The 19,184-nt window shown below is 60.2% G+C and carries 14 protein-coding genes; 3 read left to right on the top strand and 11 right to left on the bottom strand.

The features are described 5' to 3' along the window. Window positions 1-12 precede the first annotated feature (12 nt). Both recD and recB read right to left on the bottom strand, forming a co-directional pair. Window positions 13-2,109: an exodeoxyribonuclease V subunit alpha gene (recD, locus tag B9G99_RS12710; RefSeq protein WP_169712224.1), complete on the bottom strand. Its 2,097-nt coding sequence runs from the start codon at window positions 2,107-2,109 to the stop codon at window positions 13-15. Further along, window positions 2,106-6,026, bottom strand: coding sequence for an exodeoxyribonuclease V subunit beta (gene recB / locus B9G99_RS12705; RefSeq protein WP_158521505.1), 3,921 nt, complete (start codon window positions 6,024-6,026; stop codon window positions 2,106-2,108). The genes recD and recB overlap by 4 nt, the downstream gene beginning before the upstream one ends. Before the next feature lie 95 nt (window positions 6,027-6,121). Between recB and B9G99_RS12700 the strand changes: the two genes are divergently transcribed. Then, window positions 6,122-7,177, top strand: coding sequence for a C45 family autoproteolytic acyltransferase/hydolase (locus B9G99_RS12700; RefSeq protein WP_227875813.1), 1,056 nt, complete (start codon window positions 6,122-6,124; stop codon window positions 7,175-7,177). 223 nt (window positions 7,178-7,400) lie between these two features. Next, window positions 7,401-7,559: a hypothetical protein gene (locus B9G99_RS16855; RefSeq protein ID WP_169712223.1), complete on the top strand. Its 159-nt coding sequence runs from the start codon at window positions 7,401-7,403 to the stop codon at window positions 7,557-7,559. Window positions 7,560-7,746: 187 nt separating this feature from the next. Here B9G99_RS16855 and B9G99_RS12695 read toward each other — a convergent pair whose 3' ends face one another. The 5 genes from B9G99_RS12695 to B9G99_RS12675 form a co-directional block, all read right to left on the bottom strand. After that, window positions 7,747-8,436 carry an alpha/beta fold hydrolase gene (locus B9G99_RS12695; protein WP_086622485.1) on the bottom strand — a complete coding sequence of 230 codons (690 nt, stop codon included), beginning with the start codon at window positions 8,434-8,436 and terminating at the stop codon, window positions 7,747-7,749. An 89-nt stretch (window positions 8,437-8,525) separates the two neighbouring features. Beyond that, entirely contained in the window at window positions 8,526-8,963 is a 438-nt protein-coding gene (locus B9G99_RS12690; protein ID WP_086622484.1) for a group I truncated hemoglobin, read from the bottom strand. 18 nt (window positions 8,964-8,981) lie between these two features. Further along, complete coding sequence (locus B9G99_RS12685) at window positions 8,982-9,824, bottom strand: DUF3034 family protein (protein ID WP_086622483.1); 843 nt, start codon at window positions 9,822-9,824, stop codon at window positions 8,982-8,984. Further along, window positions 9,821-12,169, bottom strand: a complete 2,349-nt coding sequence (locus B9G99_RS12680; protein ID WP_086622482.1) for a putative bifunctional diguanylate cyclase/phosphodiesterase — start codon at window positions 12,167-12,169, stop codon at window positions 9,821-9,823. Before B9G99_RS12680 ends, B9G99_RS12685 begins: the two co-directional genes overlap by 4 nt. Further along, entirely contained in the window at window positions 12,169-12,843 is a 675-nt protein-coding gene (locus B9G99_RS12675) for a cupredoxin domain-containing protein (protein WP_086622481.1), read from the bottom strand. The genes B9G99_RS12680 and B9G99_RS12675 overlap by 1 nt, the downstream gene beginning before the upstream one ends. A gap of 365 nt (window positions 12,844-13,208) precedes the next feature. Here B9G99_RS12675 and B9G99_RS17220 point away from each other — a divergent pair, with 365 nt between their 5' ends. After that, window positions 13,209-14,915, top strand: coding sequence for a methyl-accepting chemotaxis protein (locus B9G99_RS17220; protein WP_158521504.1), 1,707 nt, complete (start codon window positions 13,209-13,211; stop codon window positions 14,913-14,915). Window positions 14,916-15,005: 90 nt separating this feature from the next. Here the strand turns inward: B9G99_RS17220 and B9G99_RS12665 are convergent, their stop codons facing one another. The 4 genes from B9G99_RS12665 to B9G99_RS12650 all read right to left on the bottom strand — a co-directional run bounded on the left by B9G99_RS12665 (window position 15,006) and on the right by B9G99_RS12650 (window position 19,126). After that, a complete protein-coding gene (locus B9G99_RS12665; RefSeq protein ID WP_086622479.1) occupies window positions 15,006-15,605 on the bottom strand; it encodes a DUF4202 domain-containing protein in 600 nt (199 codons plus the stop codon). A 54-nt stretch (window positions 15,606-15,659) separates the two neighbouring features. Then, entirely contained in the window at window positions 15,660-17,102 is a 1,443-nt protein-coding gene (locus B9G99_RS12660) for an MATE family efflux transporter (protein ID WP_227875812.1), read from the bottom strand. A gap of 138 nt (window positions 17,103-17,240) precedes the next feature. Beyond that, window positions 17,241-18,353, bottom strand: coding sequence for a cobalamin-independent methionine synthase II family protein (locus B9G99_RS12655; protein WP_086622478.1), 1,113 nt, complete (start codon window positions 18,351-18,353; stop codon window positions 17,241-17,243). 164 nt (window positions 18,354-18,517) lie between these two features. Then, window positions 18,518-19,126 carry a LysE/ArgO family amino acid transporter gene (locus tag B9G99_RS12650; RefSeq protein ID WP_086622477.1) on the bottom strand — a complete coding sequence of 203 codons (609 nt, stop codon included), beginning with the start codon at window positions 19,124-19,126 and terminating at the stop codon, window positions 18,518-18,520. Between the last annotated feature and the right edge of the window lie 58 nt (window positions 19,127-19,184).

Here is a 19,184-nt window from a genome sequence, read left to right as displayed (position 1 = left end):
GCTCCTCCATGCCTACGCCTCAAGACGTTTTCCCACACCCGAGGCTCGCCACGTCTGGCGCAGTGCAGCACTTTCAATGGCTCCGCCAAAGGCTGTCACGATCAGACAGTGTGTTTTTGCCCGTGTAATGCCGGTATACACCAGTTCTCGGGTCATGATCGGATTGGGACGATCGGGCAGCACCAGCAGCACACGATCAAACTCTGATCCCTGTGACTTGTGTACCGTCATGGCAAACGCCGTATCCACGCCCCCCAGCCTTCCGGGCAAGACAGCGCGTACCCCCTGACCTGACGCATGCGGAAAGAATACCCGCAGCTTTCTCGGTGTCGGCCCGGCGTACGCCTCATCTTCAGGCATGAACATCGCGATGCCAATATCACCATTGTACAACCCAAGCTGAGGGTCATTGCGGGTCACCATCACCGGCCGACCGGCATACCAGCCGCGCGTACCGTCCACCAGCCTTTCCCGAAAGAGCGCCTCAACAATGGCGTCATTGAGCCCTTCAACCCCCCAGGGACCACGACGCAGGGCGCAAAGCACCTGGAAGCGTGAGAAAAGGCGCAGGACCTCTTCCGGCCCGGCCCCGCTCATCATGGCTTTGAGTGCCTCCCGATAGCCGCTGACGGCACGGCGTATCAGTATTCCGCCCTGCTCCCTGACCAGCTGAAAATCGATGTCTTCGTAGCCGGCCTTCCAGCACTGCCGGATCTCTTCCAGACGGCCCCGGTTGACGGCTCGTGCCAGCGCCCCGATTCCGGAGTGCTCGTGAAAGCGGTAGCTTTTTTTGAGCACGACCACATGATCGGCCAGAACACAGGGCGGTGCGTCTGACATTGGCAGGGGTTGCCCGGCCGCTCGCACCATCAGCCGGTGTGCCGCATCGCTGCACTGCCCCTGTTCGGCGCCATCACAAAGATCCCCCAGCACGGCACCGGCCTCCACCGAGGCCAGCTGATCACGATCACCCAACAGGATCAGCCTCGCGTGCGCAGGCAGCGCTGCCAGCAGTGACGACATCAGCTCCAGATCCACCATCGAGGCCTCATCAACAACCAGCACATCAAGCGCCAGCGGATGATGGCCATTGTGTCGAAAGTGTCGACTGTCACGCTGCACGCCCAGCAGGCGATGCAGGGTGGTCGCCTCTCTGGGCAGAGAGGCACGTATCGCGTCAGAAACGTCCAGCGCCGCAACCGCACCCCCCAATGACTGGGAGAGTCGCGCTGCCGCCTTGCCGGTCGGCGCGGCCAGGTGCACGATCAAGGGCCGTCCCTGCTCGCTCAGCGCGCTTTCCTGCAAAAGCGCCAGAAGCCGGGTCACCGTGGTGGTCTTGCCGGTTCCGGGCCCACCGGAAATGACGGTCAGGCGATTGCGCAGGGCCATGGCGCACGCCACCTTCTGCCAGTCAGGCGCCGAGAGCTCATTAGAGCCTCCGAAGAGTGCGTCCAGACGCGCCATCATGTCATCACTGACGGTGCCGGCGCCGACCATCAAGCGCTGAAGTCGCGCTACGACGCTGCCCTCATGCTGCCAGAACCGGCGCAGATAAAGCCTTTGATCTTCCAGCACCAGTGGCCGGGCTTGCTCATCATGCGCCCCCTGGCCCAGTACGCTGGACGACTCCAGACGCGCCCGCCATGACGCCACATGCAAGATGCCCATGTCGGCCAGCAGCGTGCCGGGGGTGACGATCTCGGCCGCCTCGTTTGAGGCCTGCCCATCATGAGGCGGCAGGGAGAGCACCGCATCGGGTTCACGCAGGGCATGCTCGAGATCCAGACAGATATGCCCGCGACCCAGCTGATGACTCACCAGCGCCGCACTCAGCATGACCAGCGGATCACCCTGAGGTTCACGGCTGCGCACAAATCGGGCCAGATGAGCATCCAATGGGCGCAGCCACCCCATTTCGACCCAGCGCTCCAGTTGCCGGAGGATAAAGGATTCATTGATCACGCGCTCTGAAGGCAACCCTGGCGGCGTGGGTAAAGTATCGGAGGGGACAGCAATCGCCTCAGCCTCGTCCGAGGCCTCAGGCATCGCCGATGTCTCATCGAAAAGGGAGAACTGACCGCTATCAGGACTCTGGTGCCTGCGTGTCATGACAGTTCTCCTGCATCCACTGCTGGCGTTGCAGGGTGTACACGCTTTGCAGTGCGCTCGCCTTGTGCCAACAGATCATCAAGCTGCTCGATCAGCTCACGCGCCGGCTTTCGATACAGCACGCCTCGCTCGCCCTCTGCCGTCATGCCGCGCAAAAAGAGATAGAGCACGCCACCAAGATGGTGATCATAGTCGTAATCCGGCAATCGGCTTTTGAGGTGGCGATGCAGCGCAAGGGTATAGATGACGTACTGCACGTCATAGCGGTGAGACACCACCGAGGCCACCATGGCGGCCTGATCATAGGCCTCGAGCGTGTCTCCCAGATGGTTGGACTTCCAGTCGATAACGTAAAAGCATCCATCGTATTCGATGACCAGATCGATGTACCCCTTGAGCATTCCAGCCAGCGTTCTGGGAGCGAGTTCCGCGCGGATACCCGGCAACGGCTCATATTGGCAGATCAGCGCGTCCAGCCGACGACTGCTGATGCCGCTGGCAGGCAGCCAGAACTCGAGCTCACTGCGCCAGCCATCGAGTCGCTCAAGCGACAGCCCCGGCAGTGTCGGATATAGCGGCGCCGTCAGTACCGCACAACACCAGTCGTGCAGGACATCGACCCAGTGCGGGTCCAGGCTGGCACGCTGTACGCGCTGACGAATCAGCCGATAAAGTGCTTCTCGATAGCTCGACCCGGGGGTGGCAAGTTCGCCCAGACGATCCGGCTCAATGTCTTCCAGCAGCGCGTGCAGGAAGGTGCCCGCCCTCGGGCCACGCGGGAAATCGAGCAGTCGCCGTACGGGCGGCAGTGGAATGGGACTGGTTTCCGCCAGCACCTCCAGATCGAGCCTTGGTGCCTGCGCCTCCAGCATCACCTCACGCGCCTGATCGGTCAGGTCCCCGGGCTGACGAGCCCCCTCGACCAGAGCGGTATAAGACGCCACCCACCAGTCACGATCGATTCGTCCTTTAAAGTGACGCGCTCGCCCCACCTGCGATGAGGCCTGAGACGCCAGTGCCGGCAGCCCTTTCAGCGTCGGCGGCGAGGCAAGAGCGATACTGTCCGGACTCACCAGCGCGTCCAGCACCGCTTTCAAACCGGCCGTATCAAGTGATGCATGACCACCGTGCTGACACAGCAGCGCACCGAGCGCGGACCCGGCCAGCGTTGTGGCCCCGCTCGGGGTATCCTTGCGCGGGGTCCCCTTGTAAATCGGCCCGATCCCCAATCGGCAGAGATAGCGCGCTCGCGTCAGTGCCACATACAAAAGACGCAGATCCTCCTGCAGGCGCGCGCGATCAGCCCGGGTACGCTGCTCATCACTGACCTGCATGACCAGCGAGGCGCCATGGGTCTCATCGCTTAACATCAGCGTTTTGCTCTTGCTGTCCACTTCACGGTGGTCGGCAATAAAGGGCAGATAGACCAGCGGATATTCAAGTCCCTTGGACTTGTGAATGGTGATGACCCGCACCAGGGTATCGTCGCTTTCAAGCCGCAGAATCAGGGACTGCGGGTCCATACCACTCTCAAAACGTCCGGCCAGCGACTGGTGCCACCAGCGCAGCAGCGCCTGTTCTCCATCAAGTCGCGCACTGGCCGTCTGCGCCAGCTCGCCCAGATGCAGCACATCCGTCAGTGCCCGCTCGCCGTCGGACTGCGCCAGTAGCCGCGCAGGGATATCGAAATCGCGCATGATCACGCGCAGCATCGGCAGCACGCCCTGACGCTGCCAGAGGCGGTGATAGCCATCAAAGCGATCTACCATCGCCTCCCAGGCCAGCTCATCGGCTTCCAGCCGCGCCACTTCTGCCAGCGAATCGCTCATGAGCCGGGTGGCCAGCGCTGCACGCAGGGAGCGGTCATTGCGCGGGTGGGCACAGGCTTCCAGCAGCTGCAACAGATGAAACGCCTCGCGCGACTCGAATACCGACGTCTTCTGGCTCAAATAAACCGAGCGAACGCCTCCTTCAAGAAGCTTTTGACGTACCCGCATGGCCTCGCTGCCGGTACGTACCAGAATGGCGATATCGGCAGGCCTCAAGGGCCTGAAGGTTTCATCACGGCTGCGAAAGCCGGTCTCGCCGCGGCGAGCTCCCCACAGCAGTCGAGTGATGTCGGCACAGGTGGCGGTGGCCATGGTCTCCAGGTAGTCATCCCGCCTGACTGACGCCTGAGTGTCCATGTGCCAGCAGGTCAATGCCTCAACCGGCTGACCTGCCTCGACAAAAATCTCATCTCGCCCTTGAGCCGTGACCGGTTCATAGGGAATCTCTTCGAGCTGAAAAGGCGTCTCGGTCGCGAAGAGCTGATTGACGGCGCTGACCATGGCCTCGGTCGAGCGAAAATTGCGATCCAGCGTATAGCGCTGATCCACATGTCGACGCGCCTGCAGATAGGTCTCGATATCGGCGCCGCGGAACCCGTAAATGGCCTGGCGCGGGTCACCGATCATCAAAAGCGCCGTCGGTACATCGGCATCATCTGCCACCGAAAAATCTTCCCCGGGGGCCTCGTCACCCAGTGAAAGCCCCGTCGTCTGCGGCGGCCGCGTATAGATGGTGGAAAAGATGCGATACTGGACCGGGTCGGTGTCCTGAAACTCATCGATCATGGCCACCGGCAGATTACGGCGAATGCGCTCGGCCAGTCGCGGACCGGCAGGCCCGGCCAGCGCATCATCCAGACTATTGAGCAGGTCATCGAAATCCCACATGCCACGTCGCCGCTTTTCCTGACTCAGCGACTGCGCCAGCGTATCCCGCGCATGAGCCAGCACCTGCGCACGCACCCTGGCCTGCTGATCACGCTGCCCTTCTACCAGCGTCCCGAACTGCGATAGCGCCTCGAAAAAGGCATGTTCCGGAGGCGCATGATTTTTTTTGGCGCCGTCGATCAGTCGCTCGCTCGAACACCACAGTCGCCCTTTCGAATCCCTGAGTGTCTCGTCCGGGGCGTCCTGTGCCCCCGTCATCCATTGCTGCAGAGCATCAAGGCGCGCCGGCAGATCCAAGGGTTTGAACATGTTGGCCTTGAGCACTCCACCCTCGATGGCCTCTCGCAGCAGCGCCGTAATGTCATCGCTTTCGGCCCGCCACAGCGCACGCAGTCGGGTGATTAGAGCATCCTGCTGTGCCAGCCCCTGATCCAGCCGGTCCAGCGCACCATCCAGAGTGGCCGGTGCACAAATCAGTGTTTCTCCCAGCATCAGCGCTCGGGGGCGACCACCATGAAGCAGCAGACTGATCTCCTGGCACAGCTGATCGGGGGTCTCCCACCACTGCGCCAGCAGACGCTGACGCGACGTGGACTGTCGATAGAACTGACGACGCCAGTAGTCTTCCACCAGAGACTTGAACAGGGCGCTGCTGTCTGGCACCAGCTCGCTGGCAAACAGCGCCCCGCTGTCAAAGGCGTGACGCTTGAGCATGCGCTGACAAAAACCATGGATGGTGAAGATGGCCGCATCATCCATTACCCGCGCGGCGGCATCGAGCCTTGAGGCGGCCCGCTCTCGATTCAAAGGGTCAATGTCTGCCAGCAACCGGTCGAGCACGGCGTCGCTGCCGGCCCGCCCCAGCAATACCTCGCGTGCCTGGCGCAGCCTCGCACGGATGCGGTCACGCAGCTCTTCGGTCGCGGCCTCGGTAAAGGTCACCACCAGAATTTCCGGCGGCATTAACGGGCGGGAATAGGCGGCGTCACCGCCATGGCCCAGCACCAGTCGCACATAGAGCGCGGCCAGGGTAAAGGTCTTGCCGGTACCGGCGCCGGCCTCGATCAGGCGGCGGCCGTTGAGCGGTAGCGTCGGGATATCAAGCGATGTGGTCATGACCGCATTACACCATCGCCGCGGCCCGTGTGCCATGACCGTGATCAACGCATCAAGCTCTGCACCGGTGTCCAACGAGCGCATGAAGGTGTGCACAACCATACGCCAGGTACTCGACGGATCGACTTTCGAGGCTCATGCTGGAGGTGAAACAGGTCCGATAACAACAGGAGCGCGACGTGGTCAAACATATCGATGTTCGAGGCACCCATTTCGAAATCGGTGAGGCACATGGGCGACAGGCGGCTGCCGAGATCGCCGTCAGCCTTGCCACTTATCGTCGAATGTTCCAGGAGATGGCCGGACTGGACTGGGATACGGCGCGCTATGAAGCCGAACGCTTCAAGGCAGCCATCGAGCACATCTGCCCCGAGTTGCTGGAAGAGATGGCCGGCATCGCCCAGGGCGCCGACATCGATCCGCTGGATGTGCTGGTCCTGAATGCGCGCAGTGAAATCGCGCTCACTCATGCCGGCGGCCCCATCCAGCCCGACGGTTGCTCGGCGCTCTCCCAGCGCGATTCGGCAAGCGGTGCCCAGTGGCTGGCCCAGAACTGGGACTGGAAGGGCTCGCAGCGTGATGCCCTGATCTGCATGACCCTGCGCGCACCGGACAAGCCTGCCATCACGATGGTCACCGAGGCCGGCATCATCGGCAAGATCGGCTTCAATGAGCACGGCGTGGGCGTATGCCTCAATGCGTTACGCTCGCAGATCTGCAAGCCGAAGCTGCCGATTCATATCATGCTGCGACGAGTACTCGAAAGCGATGGTGTCGAGCATGCGCTCGATATGATCGATGAGATCGGCGTCGCCTCTCCGGCGCATTTTCTCATTGCCGATGGCAGCGGTCAGGCCGCAGGCGTCGAAGTCTCGCCCATGGGCGACAGCGCCATGACGCCGCGCCATGGCAGGCTCTGCCATACCAATCATCTGATCGCCAGACATCTGCCGCCGGGACTCGAAGACTTTCCCCGCGAAGACTCCTTTACCCGGCTTGAGCGCCTGCGCGAGCTGGTCGCTGACAGTGAACCCTCGTTTGAATCGCTGCGCGGCCACTTGAGCGATGAGCAGGGCGCGCCGGATGCCATCAATCGACGTGAAAACCCTGACACCCCAGAAGGCGAGCGCATGGAAACCCTTTTCACGATTGTCATGAACCTGACAGAAAAGCGTGCCGAGCTGAGCATGGGAAAGCCTGCCGATCATCCCGAGATCATCACATTGAGTCTGTGAAACGCCCTCGCTGCGCCAGCTCATGGCGCAGCAGATCAGCAGTGTCGTGTCGTCTGGGCACGGTCATCTTGAGTCCTGAAAACACCAAAAAGGTCGTAGAACACTAACGCGACGCGTTGGGTGGCGACTTCAGGCGTGGTTCAGGCTTGATATTGAATCCTGCAGTCTCTGGTCGCATATACTGCAGGAAGGGAAACATCCCGACACCCACGGAGGGACCATCATGAAACGCGCGCTCGGAGCATTCATCGCCAACTGGCTACGCAAGCCGGAAAACCGCCGCAAGGCCAAACAGACTGCCCAGCACGTCTGGAACCGCTTTCAGCAGGGCAGAAATACAGCAACCAAAAATGGCCGTACCCCGCCTCGCCAGCAGCGCTAGCGCACGGTCACCGATATCCGGACATTGACGCCCACCCTCTTTCAAGGGCGTGATGGACAAACATCCATCACGCCTTGTGACGTCAGCCTGATGATCGACAAGCCCTTGATCCATCAAGGGGTAAAAAAACTCACGACGACCTCGGGCCGCTCAAGGCTTCCCCGAGCCCATCCGAACGGTCAGACTATCAGGCAGTTCCCTGCATGAAGTCCACAATGGCCCGTGCCGTTTGAGCCTTCTGATCGATCACAAAGCCGTGCCCGGCATCGGGTATCAGCTGTATCTCCCCGGCAGGGGAAAGATGCCTTGCAACGACCTGACGCACCGATGCCGGAATCAGGGCATCCTGCTCACCGTAAAGATGCAGTTGCGGCATGTTCAGATGTGGCAGCATCTGACGCAGGTCCATCGCCGCCAGCAGCGCCAGTTCCATGGCCGATTGCCTCGCGCCGGCGCGAGGCAGGGTCGTCAAAAGGCGTTTGCCCAGATGCCAGGCGTCATGCCGGCCCTGATCAAGCCGGGCAGGCCAGCTCCCCGGGTCTGTCAGACGCCCCTTCACATGGTCCGGCGATACGGCCTGCGCACCCGCCCCCATGGTGATCACCCCTGGCGTACGTCTGCCGCGTCGCTCGGCCAGTGCTACTGCCAGCATACCGCCCATGGACCAGCCGCCCAGCCAGGCATCGTCAGGCAAGTGTGCATCCAGCGCTTCGAGCCATACATCAAGGCGCGGGCTGTTCAGGCGAGGGTAGGCAACACACTCTACGGAAATATCATTACCGTGGTGCTCAATGGCACGAGCCAGCGGTATCAGGGGGCAAGGCCCCAGCACCCAGCCGGGCAGGACAATCAACGTGGTTTTATCTGGCGCGCTCATGACCGGCTCTTGTGATGATATGAGCGCGTATTGTCAGGTCCATGATGTGGGCTTGTCACGGTCAACCCTGATCGAGGGCCAGGCATGCCCTATTGGTCGCGCATGACCTCGCTGTATTGCGGCGCCAGCCGACCCAACAGCGCATTACGTGCTCCCATATCGATATCCTGAGCCATCAACGCCCTTTGCAGGTCGTCTACCAGGGCATTGAAGCTGGCATCGGTCAGGCCCATATGCTGATGCGCCCGCGCCATGGAGGGCCCTTCATAGGTACAGGGCCCATCACTGATGTCGCAAATATACTGCTCGAGCGAGCCGGCCAGATAATCGATGTTGGTGTGAGCGAAATAGCCCACGATGCGCGGATCATCGGCCACATTGATCAAAAGGTCCGTGACGATGTCATGAACGCCGGCCTGACCGCCCAGCCGCTGATAGAGCGATGGCGGTCTTTCAGGCTGCCCGACGCAACCTGAAAGGCCGGTGATCAATATCGCGACGGTGGCGATACCACACAATGCACGCATGCTGACTCTCCGCAATGATTACAACGACAGCTGAAGGGATAAATAACCGCCCCGCTGCTGCTCAAGACCTGCAATGTCGCCCAGATCCAGAAGCGCTCCGGTCAGCGACACGTGCTTGTTGATCAACCACGCGACATAGACATCGCGCCAGTCATCCTCTCCGGCAAATCCCAGATTGTCAGGCTTCTGGCGGTACTCGGCGCCCACGATCCAGTCCGGCGTCAAAAAAAGCCCGACCGAGGTTTCAATCATCAGCTCGCGGTGATTCCCCTGGTCGCCCCCAAATCCCAGCAGGCCGCCCTGGTTGGCCCTGGTTGAGCGCAGCGTGGTATTGACCAGCAGATTGCGCCCGGCAAGTGCATCGAAAAAGAGCTTGCTGCCGGCCAGATAGACATCGTTGCCCTGAGTGTCGCGGGCCCCCACGGCTCGGGCCAGCGCCTGACCTTCGATCAGCTGCTTGTGCTGAACGCCCAGACTCCAGACACCCCAGGGGCGATAGAGCACATCGCCGAACAAGCGCAGTTTGACGCCATATATCTCCTGAGTCTGATGGCCGCCCAGCGTATCCAGCGCCAGCCTCTGCTGGGCATAAGAGAGTTCAATGTGGTCATAGAGATTGGCTGCGACGCCGCTGACCACGAGATGGTAGTCGTCCACATCCGCGCGCGTGGCGCCAAGCGTCACGGCCACCTCGCCTTCGCTTGCGGTGCCCGTCAACATCCCCCAGGGAGAGAGGCCACCACCACTGGCGCCTTCGACCTGCATGACGCCACCGGTCCCTGCCAGGCGGCTACCCGCCCAGACATGAGTATCCGCCAGCAGCCATGCGGCCAGCAGTATCAGGATCCGATATCGCCTCATCCCTGCGCCCTCCGGGCTGTGGTATCCCCGTTGCGGTAATGACCGAGCCAGCTGATGATCTGGTCGGACGGCATTGGTCGAGAAATCAGATAACCCTGCAGCACATCACAACCCATGGTCGCCAGCAGCCGACGTGAAGCCTCGGTCTCGACCCCTTCAGCCACCACGCTCAACCCCAGGCTGTGCGCAAGCTCAATGGTAGAGCGCACGATGATGCGATCCTCTGAATCGTGATCGAGCTTTAAAATAAAGGACTTGTCGATCTTGAGCTCCTGCACCGGAAGGCGCTTGAGCTGAGAAAGCGAGGAATAACCGGTGCCATAATCATCGACGGCAATGTGAAGACCGGCATCGCGCAGGGCATTCAGATTGCTCTGGGCCAGCGCTGGGTCCTGAATCAGCGCGCTTTCGGTGACCTCGAGTCGCAACTGTTCCGGACCAAGCTGATAATCCTGCAACAGCAGATGAATACGCTCGGGCAGCGTGATATCCATGACATCCTGCGCCGACAGATTGATCGCAACGCATACACGCTCTCCCTGCTGAGCCCATAGATCAATCTGACGGCAAACCGTGCGCAGCATCCATTGGGTCAATTGCGTGATGCGCCCGGTCTGCTCGGCCAGTGCAATGAACTCATCCGGCGGCACAAAGCCGAATCTGGCATGGTTCCAGCGCATCAGGGCTTCAAAGCCCATGACATCGCCGCTTCTGGCCACGATCTTGGGCTGATACACCATGGCGAGCTGATCCTGTTCAACGGCGGTGCCCAGATCACGTGCCAGCGCCAGACGACGCTGATGCTGTTCGTCCTGCCCCTGTTCATAGCGCACGTAGCGGGCATGCCCGTGGCGGGCGCGATCCATGGCGATTTCAGCGCAACGCAGCAACAGTCCGGCGCTATTGCCATGCTCCGGATAGCTGACTTCACCGGCCACAATCGTCAGTGCAATCGGCGAACCTTCATGCTCAAAGGGCTCGGTCAGATGTTCGTACCATGTCATCATGCACTGTCTAGTGACACCTTCGCCCGGCAACAACAGCAAAAACTCGTCACCACCAAGACGATAGGTTTGCTGATGTGCAAGCCCCGATGCTTCAAGACGCCTGGCCAGCATGCATAGCACTTCATCGCCCACGTTATAGCCAAAGGTGTCGTTGATCTGGCGAAATCCTACAATCGAGAGGCGCACCAGCGTAAAAGGCACGTCGCGCTCAATGGTACGAGCAATGTCGCGCTGGGCACTGTCTCGATTGGAAAGCCCGGTCAGTCGGTCATGCCGTGCCTGATGGAGCAGCCGCTCTTCTCGCTGATCGATATCGGCCTGCATATCCATCAGGGTATCGGCCAATAAACCGATCTCGCGGTGGCGACCATGATCGAGCACCCGAAGACGCTCACCTCGCCCGATACGACGTGCCGACTCGACGAGTCGAAGCAGCGGTCGCGTCATGCTGCGGGCGATCAGTGCTGCCACGATGGCGGTCAGTACCAGCATGGCGGCGAAGATCAACAGCAGCTGCCAGCTCAACGCATCATAGACGGCGAGCAGATCACCCCGACCATGCTGAATAATGACCCAGGTTCTGCCTGAGTCATCTGCCTGCAACAGCGTGGCCCGTGCCAGCGTGTCAGTCATCTCTTCCATGTCACTGTGATCGATAAAGCGTCCCTGCATCAGGGCATTACGGAAGGTATCAAGCACTGATGCAGAAGCCGTCTGAAGCGCGCCCACGACGAAGGCCGGTGGCGTATTCTCATGTCCCGGCTCATCGACCATGAAGCTGACCGACAGGCGCGTCAGTGCGCCAATCTCGTGCGCCAGCTGATCATCAAGCATGAACCCCATGCCCACCCAGCCCATCAAGGCCGGCGCACGTACCGGCATCAGCACCATCTGATAGGGCACACCATCCTGCAGTACCACGCCCACGGCACTGTCATGATTGCCTGCTTCCTGCCATAGCGACTCAAACGGCATTTCAGTGCCCACGTCCTGATGGCTACCGGCCAGAATCCGGCCTTCGGGATCGGTCAGCAGCACCATATCGGCGCCCGCTCGCTCACCGTGGTTGAGCAGCACACTGTTCAGGGTATTGGTGTCCTGAGTCGCCACGGCTGAACGAAAGCCGAAATCGGACGCCAGAACGGCCACGTTATCGCGCAGATGACGGCCTCGTTCGACCAGCAGCTCACGGGTGACATCAAGGGCCACATCGATCTCGCGACTGCCCTTTTGCAGGACATCGCGACGAATGGTGTCAAGCGTTGCCACAGCCGTACCCAGCTGTGCGATTACCAGCACGGCCAGCATGACCAGCAACAAACGCCGTCGAAAGGACATTACGGATGCTCCTGGTGCTCGAGCCCACGCTGAAAGCGCCGCTGCAAAAGAGAAGGTTCGGCCGGAGATACTGGCGTCGCGTCAAGCGTCAGCGACACATGATTGTCAAGACGGGTGTCGACCTCACCCTGCCACCACTGCTGGTGGGTATCATCAAGACGCGGATGCCAGATCCGCATCGGATAGCGGCCCGGCGGCAATGAATCCAGATCGATACGACCGCTTCGATCGGTCATGGCAAAAAAGGGGGCTTCACTGATGACGATGAAGGCCTGCATCGAGTCATGAATATTGCAGCCCAGCACTTCAACACCCGGGCGCTCGAACGACACCGGCGGCGGTGTTTCCCGCAGATAGAGATCGAGGCTGAACACCCTGGGCGGCGAAAAGGAAAAGACCTGATGGCGGGTCGTATCCTGATTGGGAAAGGTGACACTCGCCCCGGCAGGAATCACGGTCACCAAAGGATCAAACCGCGCCCTGCGCTGAACGATTTGATAGTCATCCTGCACTCTGGTGTATGTCTTTTGGCCTGAAAGCATGATTTCAATCACGGCCTGGTCAAGCGGCACATCACTGCCTGCCTGCGTGATCAGAAGTGACCCTTCCGCCCTTGCCGTCAAAGTCATCAGCAAAAGCAGCACCACCAGACATCCCTTCAGGGAATACATCATTCAGGTTTTCCCCGCCCATATCAGTCCCGGCATTCACGCGATGTCATGACATCACCCGGCCAGGCGCTGGCCTATCAATAATGACCCATCGGATACCCACCATCATCGGCACCAGAGCGGGAAACTTTACGCAGGACAGGCCTTCAGCACGGTGGCTGATCGATATCCTAAACGAGGCTTGTTTAGCATAAGTTAATTGTGCTGATAGCTTTCATGGTGCTCGAGTAAAACCGGAAACGGTCGATATAGCGCCTCGTAAACATCTGGAATTATTTCGATCCACTCCATCACGCCAGAATCTGCGCCGGGTGCGCGATCAACTCGCAGCGGAAGCGATCTGATCAATCATTTGAGGAATGCATAAAATGCTGAACCCCAAAAAGAGCGTTCGACTCCGCCTCTCGGGCAGTCTGGCCATCTGCATCATGTTGCTGCTGATAGTGGGAGCATTGGGCATCTATAGCGCGCACAAATCACAGCAGGCGCTGGAAGCCACTTACAAATACAACGTGACCGCCATCGAAAAGCTGAGCGCCGTGCGCGCAACCCTATTGAGCAACCGTGTCAAGATGGTGGCCGAGCAGCGCGACCGCAATCCCGCGACGGCCCTGACCACAAAAGCGGAAATGTCACAAAACGATGTCATCACCAATGCTGCCATGACCACCTATCTTGGCGTCATAACAGACCCCGAAGAACGCCAGCAGGCCACTCAGCTACAGCAGTCCGTCACTACCCTGCAGTCCAACCTGCAACGCATGATGGACATCATGGCCACCGGCGACTTCCTCGCCGCGGAAGCGTTTAATGACGCCGCCATCCGACAGGATTACAAGGTGGTCATTCCGGGCATTGAGGCATTGATCGAGCGCGAAGTGACCCACGCCGGCCTTTATTATCAGCAAAGCGACACCGCCTATGAGGCACTGAAGACCGTTGTACTGGGTGTCATTGCACTGGCCATCGTGCTTTCACTGGCCCTGTCGGTCTGGCTGGTACGCGGCATCATGGCCCCGCTGGGCAAGGCACGTCACTTCGCCAATGAGCTGGCACAGGGCAATCTGGCTGTCGAGACTGACATTACCTGCAAGGACGAGTTCGGGGACATGCTGCGGGCACTGACCGCCATGCAGCACAGAATGTCAGAGGTCATTCGCTCGGTTGGCCATAACGCCGTTGCCGTCAACGACGCTGCTCAAAACATTACCCGCGGCAACGAGGATCTTAATCGCCGCACTCAGGAGCAGGCGGCAAGTCTTGAGGAAACGGCCGCCTCGATGGAGGAGATCACCACCACGGTACGGCATAACGCCGACAATGCGGCTCAGGCCGACCGACTGGTTCGTGAGGTCAGCCAGCAGGCCCAGACCGGCGGCGACGTGGTCCAAAACGCTGTATCTGCCATGGGCGAGATCAGCGCCTCGAGCCACAAGATCGCCACGATCGTCTCCCTGATCGATGAGATCGCTTTCCAGACCAACCTTCTGGCGCTCAATTCCTCGGTCGAGGCTGCACGCGCCGGCGAACAGGGCCGCGGGTTTGCAGTGGTGGCCAACGAGGTTCGCAATCTCGCCGGACGCAGCGCCAACGCGGCCCGTGAAATCAAGCAGCTGGTAGAAGAAAGCGTCAAACGTGTGGATACCGGGGCCGAGCTTGTCAACCGCTCGGGCCGGACGTTGACCGAGATTGTCTCGAGCGTGAAGCGCGTCACTGATCTGGTCAGCGAAATCGCCGTGGCCAGCCGTGAACAGGCCACCGGTATCGACCAGGTCAATGTGGCCGTCTCCCAGATGGACGCTGTCACCCAGCAAAACGCAGCGCTGGTTGAAGAATCAGGCATGGCCAGTCGCGCCCTGCGCGATCGCGCCGCCGAGCTTCAGCAGGAAATATCGTTTTTCAGGGTCGATGTCGGTGCTCCTGTCCGCGCCTCGACGGCAGATGTCAGGTCAGCGAGTGAAACCACACCTTCACCCGTGCGGCCGACAAGAGCACCGTCTACATCACCTCGAACCGAGCTCAAACGCCCGACGACCGTACAGCACCATGAGGTCGAAGAGTGGGCCGAGTTCTGATCCCTTCGCTCTCAAAAAAACCCCGCCAAATGGCGGGGTTTTTAATGTCATCCTGACCCTGTCAGGTCAACACTGCATGTGTCTTGGCTGTCAGCATGTCTCCATGGCAACGGCCTTTTCAACAAGCGCTCGGGCACGACCTTCCAGCACAATCTCGCCGGCCAGACGGTGCCCCTCGGCGGACATCTTGCGCAGGGTCTTGCGTAAAATCCCGATGACCTTGTCATCGTCGTGCTCGGCGGCAAAGGACGCATAATAATCCTGCAAAAAGACCAGACACGCGGCGTCTTCAAGGGCACGCGTCTCTTCGTCGTTTTTCAGATCTTCCTTGCGCACCAGCGCGGCCACTCGGGCGCAGGCCGTTTCGTCATAGCCTGCCTGACGCAAGACATCGGCAGCCATGTCGGCCTGTCGCGTCTTGAGACCGGTGCGCCAGGCATGATAGCCGGGGCGATCCATCGGATAGCTGTCGCGCGGCACTTCCCAACGCTTCAGGTGCTGGGCACGCACCGCCAGCTGCAGTGTCTCGCTGGCATCACTTTCAAGCCGCTCGAGCCATTCACTCATGCGCTGAGCGTACAAAAGCTCGTAGGGCACTTCTTCACCGTCGACCGTCTCCATGCGCGGATCTTCAGCGTGCAACGCGTCCAGCTGTGCCATCGCTGCATCAAACCGGTGGTTGTCTGCCATGTGCCGCTCTCCTCTTTATTGATTGTCGATTAATCGAGCCGTCCGAAAGCGCACTCAGGTGCCCGGCCCGGGGCCCTTGCTGATGATGTCGTCGGAGACCCGAGCACTCAGCGGATCTTCCCGCTCTGCCAGCCGACCCTTCTGCCAGCCCCCCCGCATGAAAAGAATCAGCGCGATCAATGCCGTGACCATGTTGGTGATCGGAAAGGCCCACCAGATGCCATCCACACCCATGACGGTATCGCGTGACAGAATAAAGGCCAGCGGGAACTGCAACACCCACTGTGACACCAGCGCCAGCAACATCGCCACCACGGTATGCCCTGCCGCCCGAAAGACCCCGGTCAGTGCCATCTGGGCACCAATAAACCCGAACGTCAGCGACGTAATGTGAAGGAAATGACTACCAGCCTCGATAATTGCCTCATCTCCCGGCACGAAAAAGGCCACCAGCTCGCGGGCAAACGTAAAGACCAAAAGGCCGATAACGCTCAGGGCGACCAGCGCGATCAGGGCCGAAAGGCGGGCAATCCGCCCGGCGCGCTCAATCTGCCCGGCGCCGATGTTCTGCCCCACCAGTGCCGCTGTGGACATCGAAAGCCCCAGCGCCGGAATAATCACAAAGGCCATGATATTGGTACCCACGCCGTAGGCGGCAATGGTGACGGTACCGAACCCCGTGACCAGAAAGACCATCACATTCATGCCCAGCGCCCGGGCCGACAGCTCGACCGAGGCCGGCAGTCCCAGCGACAGCGCACGACGAATGAAGACCGTATCAGGGCGCAGGTCATGGCGTGTGAGCACAATACCGTGACGTCCGCGTACCAGCAGCCAAAGTCCGGTGCCCAGCGCCAGCGCCTGGGTGACCAGCGTCGCCAGTGCCGCGCCTCCCACCCCCAGGTTGAAACCGAAGATAAATAACGGGTCCAGCACCACATTCAACAGCACCGTGCCGGTCACGATATAGAGCGGCAGGCGTACCTCCCCGACTCCACGCATCAGCGCCTGAAACATTGAAAAGCCGAAGGTGAAGACCATGGCCGCCATTGAAATGCGTAAAAAGACCAGCGCCGCGTCATACACGTCCTCTTCGACGCCTAACAGTCCCAACAGGCCCGGCGCCAGCAAAATACCGATCAAAGAGAGGCTCAACGAGGTCACCACCACCAGCAAAATCGTCTGCCCCGCCACCTGATTGACCCGGTGATGATTACCAGCCCCCATGTGCTGCGCCACCAGGGTGGAGCCGGCCATGCTGAAGCCGGACCCCAACGCAATCAGCAAAAAGGTCACCGGGAAACTGACCGAAACGGCGGCCACCGCGTGTCCACCCAGCCGGCCGACCCAGAAGGCATCGATCAGCTGATAGCCCGACTGCAGGATGTTGGCCAGCACGATCGGGATGGACAATTTTAGCAGCGAGCCCAGAACCGGGCCCTCCAGCAATGACGCCTGATAGCGTGAGGCACTGCGCGTGCCTGTCGGTCGTGCCAAGGGAGATGCCTTTTGCAGAAGAACATGCGACAACGATAGCGGGACACATCCGCTTGTGCAGCCATCGCCATGCAAAAGCGCATAAAAAACGCCTGACCGGCTTTCGATCAGGCGTTGAAACAAGCACTCAGGGGTGTCTCAGTAGCCCCAGAACTCCTCGGCGAGATTGACGATCAGATCCAGCTTTTGCCACTGCTGATCCTCGGTAAGATTGTTGCCCTCGTGGGTCGAGGCAAAACCGCACTGCGGGCTCAGACAGATCTGATCCATTGGCACATAGTCGCTCGCCTCCTTCAACCGTTCCTGAATCTGTTCGGCGGATTCAAGCTCGCCGGTCTTGGTGGTCACAAGCCCCAGCACGACCTGCTGATGCCCTCGCGGTAGAAAGCGCAGCGGGCGGAAGTCACCGGCCCTGTCGGTGTCATATTCCAGGAAGAAGGCATCGACATTGACGCTGCCCAGCAGGGTTTTGGCCACCGGCTCGTAACCGCCTTCGCTGATCCATGTCGAACGGAAATTGCCACGACAGACGTGCAGGCTGATATGCATGTCGGCCGGCCGACCTTCCAGCGCCCGATTGAGAACATCAGCGTAGACATGCTGCAGCTTCTCGGGCGACTCGATACCCCGCTCGCGCGCCGACTCAAGTTCGCTGTCAGAGCAGAGATAGGCCCAGACCGTGTCATCAAGCTGCAGATAGCGACAGCCCGCCTCGTAAAAGGCCGCGATGGCGTCACGCCAGGTGTCGGCCAGGTCGTTGAAGTAGCTCCCCCACTCGGGATAGACACTGCGATCAACCTGCCCGGCGCCGCGAAAATGGAGCACGCTGGGACTGGGTATCGTCATCTTGGCAATCGAGCTGGTGGTCTGCTCTTTGAGATAGCGAAAGTGCTCAAGCATCGGATGCTGCGGATTGAAGCGGACACGATCCACCACACGTACGCCATGTGACGGGGTCTGACGACCCTGAAACTGAATGCCCTGCTCGGACTCGAATCCTTCAACGCCGGTAAGATGCTCAAGAAAATCAAAGTGCCACCAGGCGCGGCGCAGTTCGCCATCCGTGACAGCCTTGAGCCCCAGAGACTCCTGCCTTTTGACCAGTCGCGTGATTTCTTCGTCTTCAACGGCCTTGAGGGCTTTTTGATCGATGGCGCCCGCAGCATGCTGTTCACGGGCATGCTTGAGGGTGTCGCTGCGCAGCAGGCTGCCCACCGTATCGGCGCGGTAGGGAGGCATGGGTAAAGACATGATCATTCCTTAATCAACAAATGCTGCAGAACAGCCTTTTCGTTACGCAATATGCCGTGGCGTCGTCATGAACACCAGCGAGGGTTGTTCACCCATGCCATGAATGATATTCAACGATGGTCGCTCATGCTCAGTATGGCCTCAAAAATACGATGACGCTGTCCCTACCGCCTGATCATGGGCCATAGCAGTGACAGGGCTATTCCCCACATGACCAGTGCCATGCCGGCCTCCAGCAGTTGCCAGGCGCGAGGACGAGCCAGCACGGCTCGAAGGCGCCCGGCGCCATGGCCCAGAGTGAAAAAGAACAGGAAGGAAGCCATGATGGCACCCATCAGAAAGGCCCCTTTCGATGCCTGTTGGGCCGAGACGGCCCCCGCCAGCACTACCGTATCGAGATAGACATGAGGGTTGAGCCAGGTCAGCGCCAGACATAGCGCCAGTGTTCGAGGCCATGAGCCTTTCGATGGCTCATTCGGCACCAGTGCCTGACCACCGCGCAGCGCGCCGACCATGTTCCTGACACCGTACGTCAGTAAAAACAGCGCGCCCGCCAGACGCAAAACAACATCCAGATCAGGAAATCTCTCCGTCAGCGTTGACGCACCATAGACACCCAATGCAAGCAGCAACGCATCACTGAGCGCGCAGCTCAAACAGACCATGAAAAGATGCTCGCCGCGCAGCCCCTGTCGCAGAACGAAGGCGTTTTGAGCCCCGATGGCCATGATCAATGAAAGGCCCAGCCCCAGCCCCGCCCAGAATGATGCCATGTTGCGTCCCCTCTACGGTGTTCCAGACCGTGAGGGTACGCCCATGGCCAGAGGCTGC

This window comes from Kushneria konosiri (genome assembly GCF_002155145.1).
Taxonomy (GTDB): domain Bacteria; phylum Pseudomonadota; class Gammaproteobacteria; order Pseudomonadales; family Halomonadaceae; genus Kushneria; species Kushneria konosiri.
This window is presented reverse-complemented; position numbering and strand designations above follow the sequence as displayed.

Coding starts and splice junctions, on each gene's coding strand:
- recB (WP_158521505.1), bottom strand. CDS start 6,026: ATGCGCTCGTTGGACACCGGTGCAGAGCTTGATGCGTTGATCACGGTC.
- B9G99_RS12650 (WP_086622477.1), bottom strand. CDS start 19,126: ATGGCATCATTCTGGGCGGGGCTGGGGCTGGGCCTTTCATTGATCATG.
- B9G99_RS12690 (WP_086622484.1), bottom strand. CDS start 8,963: ATGCGTGCATTGTGTGGTATCGCCACCGTCGCGATATTGATCACCGGC.
- B9G99_RS12675 (WP_086622481.1), bottom strand. CDS start 12,843: ATGATGTATTCCCTGAAGGGATGTCTGGTGGTGCTGCTTTTGCTGATG.
- B9G99_RS12655 (WP_086622478.1), bottom strand. CDS start 18,353: ATGTCTTTACCCATGCCTCCCTACCGCGCCGATACGGTGGGCAGCCTG.
- recD (WP_169712224.1), bottom strand. CDS start 2,109: ATGACACGCAGGCACCAGAGTCCTGATAGCGGTCAGTTCTCCCTTTTC.
- B9G99_RS12695 (WP_086622485.1), bottom strand. CDS start 8,436: ATGAGCGCGCCAGATAAAACCACGTTGATTGTCCTGCCCGGCTGGGTG.
- B9G99_RS12665 (WP_086622479.1), bottom strand. CDS start 15,605: ATGGCAGACAACCACCGGTTTGATGCAGCGATGGCACAGCTGGACGCG.
- B9G99_RS12685 (WP_086622483.1), bottom strand. CDS start 9,824: ATGAGGCGATATCGGATCCTGATACTGCTGGCCGCATGGCTGCTGGCG.
- B9G99_RS17220 (WP_158521504.1), top strand. CDS start 13,209: ATGCTGAACCCCAAAAAGAGCGTTCGACTCCGCCTCTCGGGCAGTCTG.
- B9G99_RS16855 (WP_169712223.1), top strand. CDS start 7,401: ATGAAACGCGCGCTCGGAGCATTCATCGCCAACTGGCTACGCAAGCCG.
- B9G99_RS12680 (WP_086622482.1), bottom strand. CDS start 12,169: ATGTCCTTTCGACGGCGTTTGTTGCTGGTCATGCTGGCCGTGCTGGTA.